This is a genomic window from Pectinatus cerevisiiphilus (genome assembly GCF_004341685.1).
GTDB lineage: Bacteria > Bacillota > Negativicutes > Selenomonadales > Selenomonadaceae > Pectinatus > Pectinatus cerevisiiphilus.
The window spans coordinates 1-22,502 of record NZ_SMAA01000025.1 but is presented as its reverse complement, the minus strand read 5'-3'; the positions used below and the strand labels follow the sequence as shown (position 1 = coordinate 22,502).

Annotated in this window: 19 protein-coding genes; 2 read left to right on the top strand and 17 right to left on the bottom strand. The window is 32.1% G+C overall.

Features of this window, described 5'->3' with window-relative positions; genetic code table 11:
• Positions 1–74: 74 nt before the first annotated feature.
• The 17 genes from EDC37_RS11570 to EDC37_RS11490 form a co-directional block, all read right to left on the bottom strand.
• Entirely contained in the window at positions 75–356 is a 282-nt protein-coding gene (locus EDC37_RS11570) for a glycosyltransferase (protein ID WP_132551513.1), read from the bottom strand.
• A gap of 28 nt (positions 357–384) precedes the next feature.
• Positions 385–792 (bottom strand): GtrA family protein, encoded by a 408-nt coding sequence (locus tag EDC37_RS12710; RefSeq protein ID WP_132551511.1) that lies wholly within the window; start codon positions 790–792, stop codon positions 385–387.
• A gap of 491 nt (positions 793–1,283) precedes the next feature.
• Positions 1,284–4,211 carry a polysaccharide pyruvyl transferase family protein gene (locus EDC37_RS11560; protein WP_132551509.1) on the bottom strand — a complete coding sequence of 976 codons (2,928 nt, stop codon included), beginning with the start codon at positions 4,209–4,211 and terminating at the stop codon, positions 1,284–1,286.
• Between the two features lie 9 nt (positions 4,212–4,220).
• Positions 4,221–5,366, bottom strand: a complete 1,146-nt coding sequence (gene glf / locus EDC37_RS11555; RefSeq protein ID WP_132551519.1) for a UDP-galactopyranose mutase — start codon at positions 5,364–5,366, stop codon at positions 4,221–4,223.
• Position 5,367: 1 nt separating this feature from the next.
• Entirely contained in the window at positions 5,368–5,943 is a 576-nt protein-coding gene (rfbC, locus tag EDC37_RS11550) for a dTDP-4-dehydrorhamnose 3,5-epimerase (RefSeq protein WP_132551507.1), read from the bottom strand.
• Positions 5,944–5,945: 2 nt separating this feature from the next.
• Complete coding sequence (locus EDC37_RS11545; protein ID WP_132551505.1) at positions 5,946–6,863, bottom strand: NAD-dependent epimerase/dehydratase family protein; 918 nt, start codon at positions 6,861–6,863, stop codon at positions 5,946–5,948.
• Positions 6,864–6,867: 4 nt separating this feature from the next.
• On the bottom strand, positions 6,868–7,917 hold the full coding sequence (rfbG, locus tag EDC37_RS11540; protein ID WP_165874515.1) for a CDP-glucose 4,6-dehydratase: 1,050 nt from the start codon (positions 7,915–7,917) through the stop codon (positions 6,868–6,870).
• On the bottom strand, positions 7,917–8,693 hold the full coding sequence (rfbF, locus tag EDC37_RS11535; RefSeq protein ID WP_132551501.1) for a glucose-1-phosphate cytidylyltransferase: 777 nt from the start codon (positions 8,691–8,693) through the stop codon (positions 7,917–7,919). The genes rfbG and rfbF overlap by 1 nt, the downstream gene beginning before the upstream one ends.
• 16 nt (positions 8,694–8,709) lie before the next feature.
• A complete protein-coding gene (locus EDC37_RS11530) occupies positions 8,710–9,678 on the bottom strand; it encodes a DUF4422 domain-containing protein (RefSeq protein ID WP_132551499.1) in 969 nt (322 codons plus the stop codon).
• Positions 9,679–10,087: 409 nt separating this feature from the next.
• Positions 10,088–11,992 carry a DUF4422 domain-containing protein gene (locus tag EDC37_RS11525; RefSeq protein ID WP_132551497.1) on the bottom strand — a complete coding sequence of 635 codons (1,905 nt, stop codon included), beginning with the start codon at positions 11,990–11,992 and terminating at the stop codon, positions 10,088–10,090.
• A gap of 12 nt (positions 11,993–12,004) precedes the next feature.
• On the bottom strand, positions 12,005–12,745 hold the full coding sequence (locus tag EDC37_RS11520; RefSeq protein ID WP_132551495.1) for an ABC transporter ATP-binding protein: 741 nt from the start codon (positions 12,743–12,745) through the stop codon (positions 12,005–12,007).
• 14 nt (positions 12,746–12,759) lie between these two features.
• A complete protein-coding gene (locus EDC37_RS11515) occupies positions 12,760–13,542 on the bottom strand; it encodes an ABC transporter permease (protein ID WP_196589721.1) in 783 nt (260 codons plus the stop codon).
• A 13-nt stretch (positions 13,543–13,555) separates the two neighbouring features.
• Positions 13,556–14,311 carry a DUF4422 domain-containing protein gene (locus EDC37_RS11510; protein ID WP_132551493.1) on the bottom strand — a complete coding sequence of 252 codons (756 nt, stop codon included), beginning with the start codon at positions 14,309–14,311 and terminating at the stop codon, positions 13,556–13,558.
• Complete coding sequence (glf, locus tag EDC37_RS11505; RefSeq protein ID WP_132551491.1) at positions 14,311–15,414, bottom strand: UDP-galactopyranose mutase; 1,104 nt, start codon at positions 15,412–15,414, stop codon at positions 14,311–14,313. Before glf (EDC37_RS11505) ends, EDC37_RS11510 begins: the two co-directional genes overlap by 1 nt.
• 5 nt (positions 15,415–15,419) lie before the next feature.
• Positions 15,420–16,871, bottom strand: coding sequence for an undecaprenyl-phosphate galactose phosphotransferase WbaP (gene wbaP, locus EDC37_RS11500; RefSeq protein ID WP_231039938.1), 1,452 nt, complete (start codon positions 16,869–16,871; stop codon positions 15,420–15,422).
• 235 nt (positions 16,872–17,106) lie between these two features.
• Positions 17,107–18,741 (bottom strand): DUF4127 family protein, encoded by a 1,635-nt coding sequence (locus EDC37_RS11495; RefSeq protein WP_132551489.1) that lies wholly within the window; start codon positions 18,739–18,741, stop codon positions 17,107–17,109.
• A 162-nt stretch (positions 18,742–18,903) separates the two neighbouring features.
• Positions 18,904–19,779: an AraC family transcriptional regulator gene (locus tag EDC37_RS11490; protein WP_132551487.1), complete on the bottom strand. Its 876-nt coding sequence runs from the start codon at positions 19,777–19,779 to the stop codon at positions 18,904–18,906.
• 491 nt (positions 19,780–20,270) lie between these two features.
• On the opposite strand from EDC37_RS11490, the gene EDC37_RS11485 reads away from it, so the two are divergent.
• Together EDC37_RS11485 and rfbA are read left to right on the top strand one after the other, a co-directional pair.
• Complete coding sequence (locus tag EDC37_RS11485) at positions 20,271–20,636, top strand: hypothetical protein (RefSeq protein WP_132551485.1); 366 nt, start codon at positions 20,271–20,273, stop codon at positions 20,634–20,636.
• Positions 20,637–21,285: 649 nt separating this feature from the next.
• Positions 21,286–22,179, top strand: coding sequence for a glucose-1-phosphate thymidylyltransferase RfbA (gene rfbA, locus EDC37_RS11480; RefSeq protein ID WP_132551483.1), 894 nt, complete (start codon positions 21,286–21,288; stop codon positions 22,177–22,179).
• Positions 22,180–22,502: the final 323 nt, after the last annotated feature.

Genomic DNA, 22,502 nt, shown 5'->3' with positions numbered 1-22,502 from the left:
ACTGCATGGGTGTCGAGCTCCTTTCTGTGATACTTCTCTATAGTAACACAAAAGCTTTCATCTATCACTGACAACTATGCTAACACACAGGGATCGCCATGCGAAAAATCAATTCCTGCCAACATAGCAATCTCTTTTCCAAAATTGCGTGAAAGATCAATATAAGACACCCTAGAATCATTCTTATGAAAATTTTTAATTATATTCAGAGTATGGTCATTACTGCCATCATTTATAAAAAGTATTTCAAAATGTTCTTTTAATGTAGACAATACCTGCGTAGTTCTTTTGTAAAATTGTCCCAGTACGGCCTCCTCATTATAACAGGGTACCAATATTGTAACTAAATTACACATAAGTCCTCTCCAATTTATAAGTATAAATTTAATTAAACACCCATATTTTCTGCCCAAAGTAATTTAAAAGTGAGTAAAATACCATCCCCACAAGCATTGCAATTTGTTCAATATCCTGTATAGAAAGGCCCGACTTACTAAGCACAAAAAAAGTAAATGTTTTTGCAATAGTATATGCAATAAAATAACAGATACAAAGTAATATGACAAACTTAATGATACCAGAAATATTTTTGGTATCACTTTTAAAAGTGAATTTTTTATTTAAAAAATAGCTAACCAATCCCGCTATAATATATGCAATGGCTGATGATAACCAATAACCCAATACTAATATCTTATAAAACATAAACATAAGAGTTGTGCCAATAATAGTATTTATAATACCGACTAATAGGAATCTAAAAAATGATGCATTTTTTAATGAATTAAGCATTTTTAATTTTGTATAATTGATTTAAGGACCAATTGCTCCTCTTTATATTCTGACATTACTATATAATATTCAAATGATTTTATGATATTTTAGCCTACTTTTTCATTCTTCAATCTTGTCACAAATAAAATAATACTCCTACTATAGAAATATTCCTATCAATATGTAGAATTAAATAAATTACGTCTTCTGAACACTATAGAGTCGTAATTACTTTTACGACATGAATGGCAAAATTACTGATTATTCTCTTTTCCGCTAACACTTGTGACAATCTATAAAAAACAAGCAAGAAAAATCCACTATTTGATTTGCCATTCATATCGTCAGTCGTAAATTTCTGGTCGAGTATAGATTAATCTATGCAAACAATTTCAAAACCATTTTTTATTACTTATATCTTACTTAATTTCACATTCCAAACTACATAACATATCATGCAATTTGTATCTGATTACACTTTGTATATTCAATTTCATTTTACAATTAAACTATTTAAATATTCTTCGTTTTATTGTCCGTATTGGTTTCAAAATAGGTTCTAATTTGCGAAGCAATCCCATTCCACTAAGATTTTCCATAAATACTAACTGATTTACAAATTCTTGCATATTTTGATTTAAAATACTAGTATTTTTCTCTAAAGTCTGTGTCCTATATTCCAAGTTCCTAGCAAACTGGTCTAATTCTTTAATTTGCTTTGATAAAAGATAATTTTCTTCCTGCAATATATCATAATCGCTAATTTGTCTTGAATCAACAGGCTTTTTTAACGCATTTTTAAGCCAAATAAAACTACGTTCCTTTTCTCGGTTTAATATTTCATATACGGCACTATAATCAATCGGTTTATATAACATTGTCTTTTTATCGATATTGTCCAGATCATACACCAATCTATCCATTAATCCTAATATAGATAAGATCGATTCAAACCGTGCCGCCCCTCGCCCATTATTACAAATTGCTATAAAATTTTTTTTGAAAATAATTGCCATGCACATTCCGTGAAAGGAATCAGTTATCACAAATTTACAATTTTTTATATACGCCAACCACAATTCTTCTGAAACATTTACTTCCGTTTTCTCATTCCAAAGAGAACCTATCTTTTCAGGTGAATATTCTCCATCAGAAGTAACTACAATATCCGTATTAAAATTGCCTTTGCATTTGTGTAAGAAATTTGCTTTTTTATCATTAGGATCGAGTATGTAAGCATATAAATATTTTTTATGACCTATTTTGTTTTCCGCTTTATTTGCCAAACCATTTATATATTTAATATCACAAAGAAATACTGGATCTAAAACATTATCAACTTTAATATTGTATTCTTTTTGAACTAAATCTATAGCACTTTTTTCTCTCACAGAAAACGCATCAAATTTTTGCATAAAATGTGTCATTTGGATGCGTTCTTTTTCTGAACCATATATTTTATTTGATCCCCATGAGGCGGCATATGCAATTTTTCTTTTATTAGATGGTACCCAATCCAAAGTCACAATTTCACCAAATTGGTGATATAAATAGCTATTAAATAGTTGATCTGAACCAATCATTACTGTTTCGCAATTTTCAGCCCATCCTCGCATATCAGCTTTACATAAAGTTGGTGCCATAACAGCATATGATGGATATGGGGACTTTTCAAAAGTTCCAATGTTGCTAGAAGGTTTCCACAATGCATCGTAAGGTCTTTCAAGTAATAATACTTCGTAGCCCAACTCAGTCAACACCTTGTATAATGAAAAATATGTTATAGCTGCGCCATAATTTTTATTACTCCACAAAGATACAAGACATATATCATAATATCTTTCCAACGCATACTTAACTGATTTATTAAAACTATATTTCTCTAATAAATCTAAAAACCTTCCTTGTTCTGGATGTTTGCATTTTCCTCCTGACAACTGCCCCGGTGGATAAATATTAATAGGTGTTTGCACACATTTTATTAAATCTTTTTTTATTTTTTCAAAAAATTTTTGTCCTTTTTCTGTATTTATTAAAACAGCACTCGTTCCCCGTCCATCATTAAGCAAATTATTATATTGATCTATACCCCAAAAATCGCCAATAGTAATATCACCTTCACGGGGTAATGTACACCAAAAACATTTATTACATGTATCATTCATAAATAGACATGGATGAAATCCTTTTTGCAAATAATCTTCGTTCCAATCTTTAAATATTACTCGACCATCATTTAATTCAATTTTTTGCAAAGTGGGATTCCAACCATTACTTTTGTCTCTAAATGTAAATGACTTTACATTATTTAATCCATAATTTTCGTCTAAATATCTTCTAAATATCTTAGGAGAAGGAACATGACTACATAACATATCCACTGTGAGCAATAATTTATTTGATTTTCCTAAATAGCTTTTCAGTCCTGCAATTTGACAGGGGCATCCTGTATATAATACCGGAATATTATTATCTAATAATTTTTTAACATCTTGATAAGTATACTCTGTATCACTTTGTAAATATTTTGATTTATGAAGCAAAGACAGTTGTTTAATATTATTTATTCCAATATGGTGTACGCTAAAATCTTCTCTCCACACTGCTCCAAAAACAACACCATGCTCATCTAATATTTTTTCAGCTAGTAAAGTAAATGCTCCTCCACTCGAACTTTTTTCCCTAATTGCATCATTCGCCATACATGCATAACTCAAAGGTTCCTTACTATTATCATTTTTAACATTCAATGATGGACATTTTTTTACACATATATTACAATGAGTACATTGTTCTTCTGAAAGTACCGGTTTCAAAAAGCCATCATTATCTGTTTTCATTTTTATTGCATTTACAGGACAAATATTTGCACAGCAGCTGCACCCTGTACACAATGCATAGTTACATAAATTATTGGAAGTTTGTTTTTCAAACTTTAACAAAGGCTGCGTTTTATTTATCGTATTATATTCAGTTAAAATAAACCCTTTTCCTTGAACCATTTTTATAAGATCACGAAAACTTATATCACTTATCCAATATTTGCTTCTGCGAAAATTTATATCAGGAAAATTATCTGTATCAGCATATCTTATAATAATCTCCCTTTGCGCATAAAAGGTAGCTTGTTGCAAAAACCATTCTACATCTTTTATATATTCCAAACTTCCACTAACAATGACAGCATCTGCTTTTTTTTGCGGGAACTCATTTTTTAAAAAATCACATACTATCGTTTCTTTACATCTAGTTACATAATCTACTGGGAAATATTGCATAGAAGTTTTTAGAAATTTTTTGAGCAACATTCCACCTGCCCCTAAATCCAATACAGATGTACATTCATCACTAATCATCTTCGCAATAGCTTTATTGAATCCATAATACAGATTCCAATCAACACCTTCGCGCTGTTCTCGTTCTTTCCAGCTTTCCATTTTCTTCCCTCACACCGTAATATTTTTGCACATTTCCAGAGCACGTTCTAAAGCTTGATCCATATTATAATATTTAAAATCTGCCAACCTACCACAATAAAACAAGTTACTTATTTTATCTGCCCTATTTTTATATTTTAAATATAGCGCCTTACTTTCCTTTGTTAAAACTGGATAATACGGTTCATTAATATTCCCATATATATATTTTTTCGGATACTCGACTGCATATGTTGTACCTTTTACATCTTGCATTGGTAATTTTTTATATTCAGTTATTCTAGTAAAATTTTTCTCTTGTGGATATGCGACTACTGGTGCAGGTTGTTTACTATCTATCTCTTCATATTTCCATTCAAACTCCAACGAACGATAGGGTAACGCCCCTTGATCTATTTTAAAAAGTTCATCTAAAGCCCCAGTATATACAATTGGTACAGTAGAAACCTTACCATCTAGTAAAACAACTTGTTTCTGCTCGTCTATTGACAGATGTTCCAATGCTTCTGTTTCTAACTCAATAATTATGTTTTTATGATTAAGTAGCTTTTTAAAAAAACATGTGTAAGATTTTTTTGGCATTACTTGGTATTTATCATCAAAATACCCTATTCCATATGAAAACCGTAAAGGAACACGCCCTAAAATACTGGGATCAACCTTATCTGGATCAATTCCCCATTGTTTTGCTGTATAAAGACTATAATCATTTTCAAATAAAAACTTACCATATTCTCTAATTTTTTTGTTCTTATGATTCAAAACTTCTAATACATTAGCATTAGTTGTATTTGAAAATTCTTTTCTTATTACATACTTTAATTCTTGGGCTTCTTCTTGTGTATAAAAGTCATCTATTGTCTGAAAATTAAATGGTGTAGGTGTAAATTTGCCATTCATTTTAGCCATGCATTTTAATTTATAGGGCTGCCATTCAGCATATTCACTGATATAACTATACAATTCTTTTTTTTTCGTATGAAACGTATGCGGTCCATATTTATGTACTAAAATATTATGTTCATCAACATAATCATACATATTACCACCGATATGGTTACGCCTGTCCCATATAGTTACATAATTACCTTTTTCTGCCAAATTTCTTGCTATAACGGCTCCGGTTATTCCGCATCCAATTATGAGGCAATCCAATTTAAAAACCTCCGTAATTTTCAATAAATTCTTCAAAACTTTGCAGGTTTTTATCTTTTTCAGCCAATATTATTTTCCCTTTACCTCCGACTTTCTCTATAGGCCATCTTACATTGATATCTTTATCATCCCAAAGAATTCCATCATCATATTCTCCATAAGATTTTTCCGAACATTTATAAGAAACTATTGACTGTTCCAATACCAGATAACCATGTGCACATCCAGCAGGGACTAATATTTCGTTATGTTTTTCTCCTATAAGGTCAAATCCTAGATATTTTTTAAAGGTTGGACTATTTTTTCTCAAATCCACTACAACATCATATACATGACCATATATGCAACGTACCAATTTGGGTTGTTGCTTTTCTCTTTGAAAATGTAATGCCCTTATTACTCCCTTGTAGGAAGTTGTATAAAAAACCTCTTGCAAATCATGCTTTATGCCATTTTGTTCAAAAATTTCTTTAGAATAGTCTTTGGTAAAACAACCCCTTATATCATCTGCATTAAAAGGGGTTATTTCTATAAGTCCATCTATTTCTGTACGTTTAAACTCAAATTTTTGTATCATATTTAATTCTCCATTTCCTTCAACCATTTCATTGTTCGTTTTATTCCTTCTGCAAAACTTACTTCTGCCTTGAACCCAGTATCTTGTTCTGTCTTAGTACAATCAAATTTTTCTATAGGCAAATTTGTGCCAGTAAACGGAACATTTCCAAATACGAACTCTAAATCTTGGGCTATAGTTTTTTTCATTTCCAATAAAAATTCTTTCAATGGCCGTGCTGTTGAACTACCAATTAAATATTCATGGAATGGTTTTCCATTTTTCCCAATAAGATAAAAAGCCCGCGCTACATCAGCTATGTACACAAAATCATAATTTTGTGTACCAGCTGTAAATTGCGGTATTTCATTTTTTATACATTTACGAATTGTCGTATTTACCATTCTAGGACTTATTTCTCCGACACCATATGCGTTTGTTATTTCCGGCCAGATCAATTCTATACCAAGCTTTGCAGCTACACTCATACACATAATGTGAGCAACAACTTTCCCCCCACCATAAATATATCCTAATCCAGGACGGTTCCCCTGTGTATAACATGCTGCCATTGCTTCGTATTCCATAATACTACCTGCGCATATAAACCGTTTACACCCTAATTTATGTGCTACTCGAAGGGCTTCAACAGTCCATTGTGCGTTTTGTAGTTGTAATTTAGTATCAGACCTTGCCTCTCCTGCGCTGCCTTTCCATGCAAAATGATAAAATATATCATATTTACCAAAGGGAATTTCTTTTTGTATGTCTTCTATTTTTTCTAAATCCATTACCATCTTTTTTATTAAGGAACTTTCTGGAATATTATCACAATTATTTTTACGATGCAGTGCTATTACCTCTATTCCCTGCGAAATAAGATATTTTACTACTGCACTGCCTATAAAACCATTTGCCCCACTTACTATTGCTCTTTTCATTTTTTTATTCCTTCCTAAAAGCCTCTATTTCTCTGTCTATTTCTTGTTCAATATTCCCCTTATCAAAATAAACTTTAGTCCACTCAATCGTTTTTTGTATTGCTTCTTCAATATGCCACGAAGGCTTCCATTCTAGTTTTTGTTTTATTTTAGAACAGTCTAATTTTAAAAAATTGGCTTCATGCGGTCCTTTATTTGCTATGCTAGTCCATTTCATCTTTCCCCATTTTTTACAGAATAGATCTGCCAGATTTCCTGTTGTCACACAATCACATTCATCCGGACCTACATTATACCAATCGGCCATTTGTATATTCTTATACTGTTCTTCCGCTATCAGTAAGTACGCAAACAAAGGTTCTAAGACATGCTGATATGGTCTAGTAGAATTTGGATTTCTTACTATTATATCTATATTCTTTTTAGCAGCTCTAATACAATCAGGAATTATTCTGTCATCGGAAAAATCTCCCCCACCAATAACATTACCAGCTCGTGCTGTTGATATTGATATTCCTCTATTCAAAAAGAAGCTTTGTTTATAACTATGGGTTATAAGTTCTGAACAACTTTTGGAATTTGAATAAGGATCAAAACCATCCAAAGGTTCATTTTCTCTATATCCCCATACCCATTCATTATTTTTATATACTTTATCAGTTGTTATATTTAAGAATGATTTTACAGTTTCACTCTTACGAAGGCATTCCAATATATTGACCGTTCCCATAACATTAGTCTCATAAGTATATGCCGGTTCTTTATAACTTTCTCTAACCAATGGTTGAGCTGCCAAATGAAACACTATTTCTGGTTTTGCCTGAATAAAGGCATTCTCCAATTTTTTTATATCGCTTATATCACCTATTACACTATTAATATTTTTATCAATTCCTGCTAATTCATAAAGATTAGGCTCTGTTGGTACTCCTAAACTATATCCTGTAATTTCTGCCCCCGCAGTAAGCAATATTCTACAAAGCCAGCTTCCCTTAAATCCGGTATGCCCTGTTATAAATACTTTTTTATTTTTATAAAAACTTAAATCATGCATTATTTACACCAAACTTTCCATGGCGCTTTTCCTCTTCGCCACATTTCTTCCAATTTTTCTTTATCACGCATAGTATCCATACATTGCCAAAAATCTTCATGTTTATATGCTATTAGTTCTCCTGATTCAGCAATCGTTTCAAGCGGTTCACGTTCAAAAGTCGTTGTATCGTCTCTTATATATTTGAAAATTTCTGGTTCTAATACCATGTATCCACCATTTATATAACCAACATCATTTTTACTTTTTTCACGAAAAGATTTTATACTGTCGTCCACAATATCCAGCATACCAAAACGTCCCTCTGGTTTTACTGCAGTCAGGGTACATATTTTCCCATGTTTTTTATGGAACTCAACTAATTTATCTATTGGAACATTACAAACCCCATCACCATAAGTAAGCATAAATGTATTATTATGCACGTATGGTTCAATACGCTTTACTCGCCCACCAGTCATTGTATTTAATCCTGTATCCACTACAGTTACCTTCCACGGTTCGGAGCAATTATTGTGTATTATCATTTTATTATCATTTTTAAAATCAAATGTTATATCACAATTGTACGAATAATAGTTCGCAAAATATTCTTTTATAATATGCTGCTTATAGCCTGCGCAAATTATAAATTCATTATATCCATAGTATGAATATGTTTTCATTATATGCCAAATTATCGGCATGCCTCCTATTTCTATCATAGGTTTCGGCTTAAACTGCGATTCTTCACTTATTCTTGTTCCAAATCCACCTGCCAATATTACTACTTTCATCTATTGTTCATCCTTTCTATCTACCTATTAACTTAAAATATATTTTTTTTATAAAGTTTCTACGTTTTGATGCCTTTGGTAATACATAAAATCCTATATTTTCACACTTGAATTTCAATATAAACAATGCTTCTTTGAAATATTTTTGAAAAACATTTTTGGGTTCCTCAGTTTCTTCAAAATAAACCAATTGGGTTTCATATATTTTATATTTATTTTGACCATACAGATACTGAACATAGATACCATACATAATCTCACCCAAATAGCCTAATGTGCGCTCATATTTTTTTACATACTCTGTATTTTTTAATTGATTTTCCAAATCAAACAATATCGTAAATTGAAAGTTGCACATTTCATTAAAAAATTCTTTTTTCATGACATAACAATTATATCCACGATGCCATTCACCCCTTAAATATTGCTGGGCTGAATCCATATACTGTGGAAATTTATCATTAATTTGTTGTAATAATAATGGTAAAACCCTCTTATCTAAAAAAAGGCCGTCATGCCCCATCCAATGTCCATATACTGTTTTTTGTTTACCTTGAGGTGTTGGAATATTTAACACATTTACTGCTTTATTAACTATAATATCGTTATCCTCTATAATTTTTTGCATATTTTGTTTATTTATTAAACCATATTTTTCCATAGATGATTTATTCAAAAAATACTCTATTATATGTCCATGTACATCAGCCTTATATTTTTTATTTACAAATGTTAAAAAACGCCTATAATGACAAAGTCCATAATAATCTGCATCTACATTTTTCCATGCCCAATATTGAACAGTAAATTCACAAAAGCTATTACGGCGCTCAGATATATTATCTCCTGTATTATCTCCCTGCATTTTTATCTTTTTACATGTATCAAACACAGCTCCACAGCGTACAAATATGTATAATGGATTATTTATTTGCACACTATTTATATTAATCCTATTAGAAACAAAAATTTTTATATCTTTCATATAATATATTCCCTAGTAGAATGATTTGATATGCAACCATTCTATTTTTACCCTCAATCAATCTTTATGATACGTACACTTTACTTTTCATGGTAATTTTATCTGTAAAAACTAATTTCAAGAGATTTTTGAAACTTGCAACTTTGTTTTAAAATATTTGATACTAACAATTAATTCCAATGAATTATACGTATACGAAACTACAATAAAAATTGAGGTACAAAATATTACCTCTATTTTAACTTTTGATAACAAAATATTCTTTATCATTAATTTTTTATTTTTCTAAGTACAGGTAAGTTTTCAATCTTTTTATGTGCTAATTTCTATAAAAGCATTGACAATTCCAATATCATTATAACTGATGATTACAATAATGTTAGTAACCTTATAAAACTTCCATATAAATTCATACTTTATTTTTTATGTAATATATTTTTTTTAAAACTCTCCATAACATTGTATCTTTATTTAAAAATTTTTTAGCAAATTCTCTTCTACCAGAACCCTTTGGTAAAAATACATTTGCCAATCTTCGCGGAAAACTTTCTTGTAATTTCCCATTCACAAAAAACATATTGGTTTGAAACCAAGCCACACTGGCTAACAAAGTTTCATAAAAAGGAGATTTTCTAGCTACTACCCAAAACTCAAAACCATAATCAGATTCAGAGCACCACCAAGGTTTAGGATGAGAAGCATAATGTATAATCTTAGGATTTTTGCGTGCCTCTTCATATTTATGAAAATAGAATAATGGAGCCATTTTTACACATTTTGCAATAGTTGGATTTGTATAAGTCGGCATATTCCATGAAAAATCTAAAAATAAAATATCGCCATCAAATAATACATTTAATTCATCTTGCTCAAAAATTCTATACTGATGAGAATTAATATGATCCAACAAATATTTTAGTGAATATTTATTTCTAATTTTGTTGCAATCCATCACTAATATTCCTGTATTGCAATAATTATATGGGTTTTGTAATTTTAAATATGACTCACAATATTTTTTAGTACCACAAACTCCACCATTTAAATATCCCATAAATACTACATCTTTTACGGCACCCAAAGAAAAGTTTTTTAAATCTTCATCATATAAATTGGCTAAATTAGTTTTACAAATTATATCAGAATCAATTACTAGTATTTTCTTATAATTTTTCAAGACATACGGAATTACGATTCTGACATATAAGTCCTTAGAATATGCTGTATTATTGATAAACAAATCAACATCATTTAATATTTTAAACGGATTAAAAAATCGAATAGTTACATTTAGATAATTTTTTAACATATTTACTAATCTTTTTTTATTTTCCTTCGTTATGTCCTCTGATAATACAATGAACTCATAATTTCTATTCTCATCAATATATTCTAATACTGATAACATCATGACCGAAAAGACATTAACATATTTGTTATTAAAATTAGATACAATTGTAACTTGATTTTCACCCCATGTTGGTTCTAATTCTATCTGTTTTTCTGGATGTTTAATAAATACTAACTGAGATTCTTTAATTTTTATATTTTTTTTCTTTGATAAGTATAAACAATATATCCCAAAGAGTCGTTCTCCTATTGTCCCTGGCGTTCTAAACTTTTGTATACCATATAAATCCATATTTATATTTTTTTCTAATTCGAAAAGAATACTAAACAGCCACTTACTGTATTCCTGAAAAATTTCTTTTCGCATTATAAAACAGTTATATAATCGCACTTTATTGCTATCCATGTATTCTTTAACGACATTTTTCATTTCTGGATAAAATTTATTGATAATTTCTATCGTTGTTTTCATATCATCTATATTATGATATTCGGGAGCGTTACACATTGCTTCATAATTACTACATTCGGCCTTAATAGAAGTACAAGCTATAACATCATATTTGGATATTATTTCTCTCATGTTATCAATATTTAAATCATACTTATCAACAAACTTTGATGAAAAATATTCCTCTGAAACACAACCATTGTTACTTTCATCTGAAGAAGTATCATATTTTTTACGAGAAAACGATAAATACCTCCTATAATGGCACAATCCATAATAGTCTGCTTTTATATTTTTCCATGCCCAATATTGTACTGTAAGCTCGCAAAAGCTCTCCCTTTTTTGGGAAATATTATCACCTGTATCATCTCCAGGAATTGATACATTTTCTCGTCTATCATAAACAGCTCCACACCGTACAGGATAATATAGTGGATTGTCTATAATCTCACTTTCCAAATCAATCCTTTGTGATACAAATATTTTTATATCTTTCTCTTTTTCGTTTGCCATTATTTCCCTACCCTATTCTTTCATCTCATTTTGATAAGATTGACATACTTCATTTGAATTTCCTACCATTTTTATTTGTCCGTGCTCAAGCCATAAAACTTTCTTACAAATTTTTTCAACATCTTTTACATTGTGTGAGACAAACAGTACTGTTGTCCCATTTTCCATCATATTACACATACGTTTATAGCATTTCTCTTGAAAATTTGCATCACCGACTGCAAGTATCTCATCAATAATTAATATGTCCGCTTTTACCATAGTTGCTATCGAAAATCCTAATCTAGCAACCATTCCTGATGAAAAATTTTTAATAGGCACATCTATAAACTGTTCCAGCTCTGAAAAATTGACTATTTTATCAAAATGGTCCTGCATAAACCTATGACTATATCCTAAAACAGCCCCATTTAAAAATATGTTCTCTCTTGCAGTAAGCTCAGGGTCAAAGCCAGCGCCTAACTCTATCAATGGAGCAATAGTTCCTTTAACCTTTATAGCTCCACTTGTTGGTGTATATATTCCTGATATTAATTTAAGCAATGTACTTTTCCCAGATCCATTTCTACCAATAATTCCCCATGCTTCACCTTTTTTAATTTTAAGCATTACATTCTTTAATGCATAAAATTCATTGAACTTCAATTTTCCCTTGCTAGCCATTATTATTAAATCTTTCAATCCTGAAAATTGTTCTTGCGCTAAATTGAAACGCATTGTCAAGTTTTCTATTTCTATAATATTTCCTGTCATATATAGTTCACCTATCATGTGTATAATAAAAAATTTTTCTGCAATTTATTAAATACGATTGCGCCGATAACTATAGCAGCTATACTCAATTCAAAACAAAATACTGTCGTTTGTACATTTGGTAATGTGTTATAAAGAACAATTTGACGAAAATAATCTATAAAATAATATAAAGGATTATACTGAAGCACCCAACGAATATTTGCTGGAACTATTGATATTGGATAAAATATTGGAGTAAGAAACGACCATGCAGTTAACACTATTGAATATAAATGCATCACATCCCGCAAATAAACCGTAACAGCAGAGATCAACATCCCAACACCTACTGAAAATAATAATGTAAACAATAATGGTAATGGTAATGCCAAAAGGGTTAATTTAAATGGAACATCAGTTATTAACATAACTATGAGAATAGCAATTAAACTAAATATCATTGTCACAAAACTAGATAACACTCGAGATAAAGGAAAAATAAATTGGGGAACATATACTTTTTTTAAAAGAGGTGCGTTATCTATAATAGACATCATCGCTACAGTAGTGGATTCACTAAAAAAACCAAAAATAGTTTGTCCAATTATTAAATATAATGGGTAATTAGGTATATCAAATCTAAATATATAAGAAAAAACCAATGTCAGAACCCACATCATTAGCAATGGATTCATCAGGCTCCAAAGATATCCTAAAAAAGAACGACGATATTTAATCTTTAAATCTCGACTTATTAGCTCTTTTAATAAAAACCTATATTTATATAAACTTTTCCACAGACATTCATTCTTCAAAGCTACAACCTCATTACAAAAATTTTCTTTTCAAAAAACAAAAACCTTTTTTTAACCAATGTTGCTTTTCCATAAAAGTAACATTTACTTCTTTATATAAAAAATTCCATTTATATAACCATACATCCAATAATAATTCACTTATATAACCAAACACACGAGCCTCTGTCTTGTCATATTTTGAAATATCAATTCTTTTTTCTAATTCAAAGAGAATCGAAAAAAGCCATTTACAATACAAATCAAACTTATCTTTCTTCATCACAAACATATTAAACATGTGAGCTGATGTACAATTCATTACTTTTTCAAAGCTCTTCATATACTCAGGATATAACTCTTCTATAATAATTCTAGTCATATCTAAGTCATTTTTATTATGCGCATGTATATAGTGTGAATAATTTGTTTCAATATAGTATTTTCTCCTTTTAGGAACAATTATATCATATTTATCCAATATCTTTAACCAATCTTCATATTTCAAAACATATCTTTTCTTTTCGTCTTCACTTCCACTATCTTTATTAGTAAAATATCTGCGATAATGAACCAATCCAATATAATCCGCTTTTACGTTTTTCCAAGCCCAATACAATGCAGTTAATTCACAGTAGTTTGGATTCTTTTCTGAAATATTATCGCCTGTATCATCACCAATAAAACCCATATATGGGTTACCCTTTTTCCCAACATTTATTGGCAAATAAGCTTTATCATCCTCTACCCAATAAGGTTTATGCAAGGCAACAAGTATCCTTATATCCATCACTCTAACTCTCTTTTAATAGCGCTTAACGCATTTTTTATTACTTCATCCATATTATAATATTTATATTCAGCCAGTCTACCACCAAATATAACATTTCTTTCCTTTTCCCCCAATTTGAAGTATTTTTCATAGAGCTTTTGATTATTTTCATCATTAATTGGATAATATGCTTCTCTGCCTAATTTCCAGTTAAGAGGATATTCTTTAGTAATATAGGTAATTGGCTGTTTTCCAAACTCAAAATGTTTGTGTTCTATAATACGTGTGTAAGGAACATCCAAAGCAGTAAAATTCATTACAGCTACTCCCTGATAATTTTCAACATTAATTTTTTCTGTTTCAAATTTTAAACTTCTATATTCCAATGGTCCAAATTTATAATCAAAATATTCATCAATAGGGCCTGTATAGACAATCTTGGAAGCCACATTTAGTAGACACTCTCTTGATTCAGTAAAGTTAATATTTAATCTCACATCACAATTTGCAATCATTTTATTTATGATAGCAGTATATCCATTGATTGGTATTCCTTGATAACGATCCCCATAATAATTATTATTGTATGTATATCGAATAGGTAATCGCTTAATAATAAACGCGGGTAATTCACTACATTTTCGTCCCCACTGTTTTTCAGTATAACCTTTAATCAGTTTTTCATAAATATCTACTCCAACCAATCTTATTGCTTGTTCCTCTAAATTTTGTGGACTATCACAAACATTTCCTCGTTGCTGCATTATCTTTTTAGTAGCTTGTGCAGGTGTCGTAATTCCCCACATTCTATTAAAAGTATTCATATTAAAAGGAAGATTATATAGTTCTCCTTTGTAATTTGCTATCGGACTATTTATATAATTATTAAACTCAGCAAATTGATTTATATAATCCCATATTTCTTTATCATCAGTATGAAAAATATGTGCCCCATACCTATGTATATTAATTCCATCTTTATTTTCTGAATATACATTACCTCCTATATGACTTCTTTTATCAATAACCAGACACTTTTTATTATTTTTTGTTGCTTCATAGGCAAAGACTGCCCCAAATAATCCGCTACCAACTATCAAATAATCATAGTTTCTCTCCATAAAACCTAATAAGCACCTTTCCTGTTTAATACCACAAATATAGTTTTATACAGTAAAACTATATCTATCCAAACAGACCAATTACGTACATACCATGTGTCCATTTCCACACGCTCGGTATAAGTCGTATCACTACGACCACTTACCTGCCAAAGACCAGTTATCCCAGGTGGTACGAGATAATAGTCATCTATATATTCTCCATATCTCTCTGTTTCTTTCGTTATTATCGGTCGTGGCCCTACTAAGCTCATTTGTCCCAGAAAAACATTTATTATTTGTGGTAATTCATCTAGACTGGTTCTGCGTAAAAATCCGCCTACTTTTGTTATTCTAGGATCGTTTTTTAATTTAAAAGCCACATTCCATTCCTTTTGCAATACTGTATCTTTTTTCAATGCTTCATTTAATACTTCCTGAGCATTTTCTACCATTGTCCGAAATTTGTAACATGGAAAATTTTTTCCTTGTTGTCCAACGCGATAATGAATAAAAAATATTGGTCCCGGAGATTCTATATAAATACAAATTCCTATAATTATACTGACAATAATAATTATAGGCAAAAATATCATTGATACTATCAAATCAAAACATCTTTTTAAGACTTTATTATACCAACGCAACATATTATTTCTGACTCTGAGCATTATCATCTTTGCATCATAGAGCTTTTGTAGCTCCATGTTACCAACTGGAACGCCAATTAAGTCTGGTACAAATGACAAATCTTTTACTAAAGGTTGTATTTTATTAACAAGTTCTAGTAATTTATATTTTCCCAAACCAGGAGCAGCAATAATTACTGTTTTGACTCCTGTTTCCTTTATTATTGTTTCAGACTCAGAAAAATTTCCCAGAACAGGGTATTGTCTGGGAAGTTCATTTGATATAGGCGCATCATCAATAAAGCCGATTATTTTTGCACCAAAACCAGTATCATTACTAAACTGCCGCACTACAAGTTCAGCAGTTTTACCTGCACCTATTATTAAGACAGGTTCTAAGAGCATGTTAAATCTAAATAATGCTTTTTTCACTATATAGCGAAATATGCATAAAAAAGCAAACGATGTTATCCCGGATAGCGCAACATAAAGACGTGACACTCCACCTGCAATATGCCCAAAATACATCATTGTTATACAGACAAGCATACTCAATATAACTGCATAAAATATTTTTTGGATTACTTCCCAAAAAGGCATCCTATTCACATATATGTGTGAATTATAAAGGAAGGCAATAAATACTACTGGTACTAAAAAATAAAAATACAGATTCGGAATATTCGACATAAAATAATGCACAGATAAGAATCCCATCTCTTGCCGTAAATATATTGCTACTTTTTGTGCCGATAATATTGCTAAATAATCTACACATAATAATAAAAGAGGCATTGTATACGATACTGTATTATCTAATTTATTAGTTTTTATTTTTTCACACTTCATAAAGTTTACTCACTAATTTTTTTATATAACAACCATTATATCATAGCCACAGTTTATTATATCTCATTACAGTATTATTGCCAATATAATGCCTAAAATCTTTCATTATTAATTTAAAACCGCTCATTTGAAAAAAAGTCAATATTATAATATTGACTTTTTTTCAAATTTATTATCAAGTTATTTTATAGATAAATATGTTCCACAATTTCTACTCCCTAGCAATCCCTAATCATCATTTGCCAGAAGCTGTCGTTGTCACCGTCGTTGCATCAGCTGCCGGTATTACGACATCAGCCTCAAATAGACGGTGCCAAGGGAACCGGACTTCCAATTTATCAAGAGCCATTTCATCTGGGAATTTATCCAAACCATATTTCATAACATCCTGCCGCATAAGCGTTGTTGCATAATCTTGCGCCTGCGCAGTACGTGTTTTGGTATCGTTATAGTCGCCTTCACCTTTGAAACTATCCAGCTTATTAGCTACCTGTTGACGGATATTGGCCTGATACAACCATTCATCAAGATAACGCGGCATAAGCATTTTTATTGTTCCATTCTGGTCAGTATAAGAGGAAAGCATACCCATGCTAATAGCATAACCACTGCTATTGGTAGGCGTATTCCAACCTGCATAGGCTTTTAATTTTGCCAGATAATCTTTCTGCCAAAGAAGGTTCATAAGGGCATTGTCTGAGCCGTTACCAAAATCAATATCGGCTATACCTACATTTTTACCTTCTTTTAAATATTTTCCTACCATATCGACAAAGGATGCGGTATTAGCCCGCGGCGCAGTTGTGTTGGTAAGATCATTTGCCGCATAAGTAACACCATCTTTATCAGTGTTAAGTAAAAGAACAAAGTTTGCCCTTTTATCGGTATTTACCTGCAGACCACCCGCCATCTTAATATGCGTCTTGACGGAATCCTTTATCTTTTCATTGGAATAAGCAGGAATCGTATCTGCTCCCTTACCTTCTGCATAATGTACATTTACAAAAGGAATATCGCCTTCCATTTCATTGACAGTGCGTGTCAGGAGTACCATTCCCAGCTCATCCAGTCCAGCAACAGACTGATAAGTCGTGCCGTTCAAGTCCCCGGCGAATTGGTCGAGTTCACGGCGTTCTTTATCTGTTTGTGAATATGGGGCATTATCATCACAGCCAAGAACAAGATAAGCTATGCTTTTATCCTTTGCTAAGCTGATAAGATACTTGTTTACTTCAAAATTACCGGCACGGCGAGCCATCCAGTCATTGAGTGATGATTCTGGTATAGATTTTTTAAGATTTGCCAGTTCTCTTTTTTCTTTGCCGGTAAGACCGTCTTTTTCCTGTTTATCGAGTAAGGCTGTATATCTGGCAATCATGGTACCATATACACGATAATAGTCTGGTTCTTCAGATGAAGCAGCATTTGTCTGTGGTGTACGCATGATTGAACCAAACACGTAAACTGGTAAATATGGATATTTTTTATGTAAATCAGCAAAAGCCGCTACAGCTCTTTGCTGTAAAACGTCAGCAGGGATATCGTGCTTGCGTGAAGCAACAAGGCTGCCATAAACCAAGGAATCAGCAGATAAAACAGCAATGTCTGCCCTTCCGGCATTTTCGGCGACCCATTTTTGCAAGGCTTCCGGATGGCCGAGGTCATCACGATTACCGATAAGTTCCTGCGGCGGAGTTATTACGTTATAACCTAACGCTTTAATATTATCAACAGTCTGTCCAAAGGAAATAGGCCTGTTGTCGTGCGGTACAAATAGTATAGTCTGCTTAAACTGCGCGGACACTGTTCCGCTGAAGATGCCGCTGCAAAGTACAGCAAATAAAGTGATGAAGATTTTTATATAGTTCAATGCACATGCTCCTTATAATATATTGACTTTAACTTTGGTAAACTCATTATTATATTCTACTTTTTCCATAAAAAACCTTTAAAACCAGATTTATGCACATACTATTGCAGACAAAAATCTATCATTTCTTTAATACCGCAAAAACAATATATCGTTGTGCAGTTACAAATACCGTCTCCGGTATTCCGAAGGTGAGCATGCCATTATTTGCTTAAAGACATTATTAAAATGGGAAATATTGTTAAATCCACAATCAATGGCTACTTCCAATACCTTTCCATGATTCTTTTTCAACAGGTTAGATGCCATTTTAATCCTATACCGTTGAATATATTCGACAATGGTTATATGCATTTCTTTTTTAAAAAAACGGCAGAAATAGCATTTAGACATGCTGACATACTGACAAATTTCATCAAGGCTTATTTTATGCTGGTAATTTTCATGAATATAGCGCAGTGCTTTTTTTATGATCTGTATGTTTCTTTTATGTTTGATAATATAACTTTCCTGCGGTGAATATTTCGTGATAATTTCCGAAATAAGCAATAATATATTTGCCCTGATTTTCAGTCCCGTACCAGAGTTAATATTACCACACAAATCCATGATCTTGTGGATGCATGCCAGTATATCTTTTTCTATAGAGGAATCATTGACTAAAAAACACGGTATTTTTGCGGTACTATTCAAGAAAGCATCTCTGCATTGCGTCTGTAATGGTGAAACACGGTCAATGCAGAGAAAGTCATCATCAAAGACAATTGCTTTTAGCCTGCAGTCACGACTGGCATTGCGCACTGCATGCATTGTCTGTGGTCTTATAAAAGCACCTTGATGTGGGGTTATCGTGTGACATTTAGCACAGATTTGAACCTCTATATTCCCTTCTGTGGGCATAACAAATTCCCATCCACCATGATAATGGGCTGTCGTGTGAAGTTTTTCGCCGAGGCCTTTTGTATCATAAATATAGGTGCTGAAGGAATACGGTGCTGTTCCGTAACATTTTTTTTGTACTAAATAAATATCATTCATTGTAATCCATTCTTCATATCAAAATACTGAATATCCTAAGTGCCACGTTTATGCACTCTCACAATTGCTAAAGATATTATAATATATCATAGAAACTAAGGGATAGCAATAGCCTTCTCAAATTAAATAAAAATTGCCAACCATAACTGTGCGTAGTCAGCAATTATCTATCCTATTCAAAATATATCGTACCATAAAGTACGTTTTGCATTCTTTTATCCAGCCATTTGTTCTCAAAGTCCTTTATAAATATAACACAATTAAGTAATATATATTACTTTTTCAGCAATAAAGAGTAATATAGTACTACAAGTAAAAAATATAGTAAAAGTATTGTAAAGGTTGCTATAAATGCAGCAATATACTTTCACTGTAGGAAAAGATAGCTGAGGATTATTGGTTCTTTACGTTGTATTCTATACAGAATATAGTATATAAATTATTTTATGTATTATATTTTGTAACTAACCGAAGTAAAGGGTGAGGTTGACATGAAGCAAAAGAAAATTTTGTCGCTAGTATGTTCTGGTTTGTTTGCTGTAAGTATCTTAGGAAGCGGTGCAGCACAAGCTGCTGAAGCATCGCATTTCGGTCCACCGTCTGCTGAAGCTCCTGCACATGCAGGTCCACCACCAGCTGATGATAGTGCTCCAGCGTCACATTTTGGCCCTCCGGCAGCTCCAGCACATGCCGGTCCACCACCTGCTGATGACAACAATGCAGCATCGCATTTCGGCCCTCCGGCTGAAGCTCCTGCACATGCCGGTCCACCACCTGCAGATGATAACGCTCCAGCGTCGCATTTTGGTCCTACGGCAGCTCCAGCACATGCTGGTCCACCACCTGCTGATAGCTAATAAAAACATCAGTTTGGCGTTTAAAAGTTTTGTCTAATAGTGGCAGAACCAAAATAGAATTTTCTGTTTTGGTTCTGCCATTTTGTTTTTTATAATTACATACTAAAAATAACGCACATAGCATATCCCCCCCACTTCTGAAAAGATTTTCCATCTAAAAAACATTAAATACAAAAAAGATTATTCTTTTATTATTGCAGAATTTCCTATACTGGCTAAAGATGAAGTATTTCTAAAATGTATTGAAACATTATTAAATTTTTCGTATAATGATAAACAATAAGTGCGAATAGCAAGTAAAGAAAAACAAATAATCATGTTACATTGGAACTAATAGCTCTCCTCCAGCAATTCCAACCTAAAATTAGTTTAACTTTTGCTAATTTAATACATGTATTCGTACCCCAGCGTCGAAAGACTCTTTCGTAGTACTATTAATTCCCATACACAGGGGAACTGTTTCAACCAATTAGCATTACAAATGTTTGGCATAATAACTATAGAGAAACATCCAAGCAGACAAAATAAAACCGCCTACGAAAGGCGGTTTTATTAATAAATATTTTTTACATAATAAAAGAATAAGTATTTACTACTTAAACATTCACAATTTTATCATTTGCACAAAAGATTTTTTGGAGGTGCTTTTTTGAAAAAAGGAATTGTTTTAGCCGGTGGTTCAGGAACACGCCTGTATCCACTGACTACTGTCATCAGCAAGCAGTTGATGCCAGTTTATGATAAACTAATGATTTACTATCCACTAAGTACACTAATGCTAGCGGGAATAAGGGACATCCTCATCATAACGACACCACAGGACAATGCTCTCTTCCAGTCAGTACTAGGTGATGGAAGCCAATGGGGACTAAATCTTTCTTTTGCTATACAGCCAAACCCTGATGGTCTTGCACAGGCTTTCATTATCGGTGAAGATTTTATCAGCAACGACGGGTGTGCACTCGTGCTAGGTGACAACATATTTTACGGTGCCGATTTTGCCGCATTACTGCAAAGAGCTGTAACGTATGATACCGGGGCGACTGTTTTTGCTTATTATGTAAGTAATCCGCAACGATACGGTGTTGTCGAGTTTGATAATGCGGGACATGCTGTCAACTTAGAGGAAAAACCATCAAACCCGAAGTCAAATTACGCTGTTACGGGGCTCTATTTTTATGACAATAATATTGTTGATATAGCGAAAATGATAAAACCTTCCCAGCGCGGGGAACTGGAAATAACTGATGTCAACAAAATTTATCTGCAAAACCATGAGCTAAGGGTAGAAAAAATGCGGCGCGGTTATGCATGGCTTGACACAGGAACACATGCGTCTTTATTGCAGGCGGCCAATTTTGTGCAAACCGTACAGGTACGGCAAGGTTTAAAAATTGCCTGTTTAGAAGAAATTGCCTATCGCATGGGCTACATCGATGCCGAACAGGTTTTACGGTTGGCAAAACCATTATGTAAAAGTGAATACGGTAATTACTTAATACAGCTAGTGCAAGAAGGGAACAGCTCCATGGAAGGGATATAAGGGAAAAGCACGTCTGCCCTTTCCCTTACTTGCTGAGTTAATACCTATTTCCTAAGTGCACTTCACAGCTAATAACAAGTGCATAAAATATATACTGACTTTTCTGTTTACTTAAAATATTTGCTATGTTATACTATTAATATAGTATGATAATATTGTTTTGTCATAGACAAAATACGTGATAGCGGTGCATTTTTTTATAATATTATCAGCTAAAATCGAAAAAGGTTTTTAAATTGCAATATCAAATTGAACAGTTTGTAAATCCACTAACTGCCTAACTTCTTCTAAAAATACTTCTTGAGGAGTTTTATATCCCAATA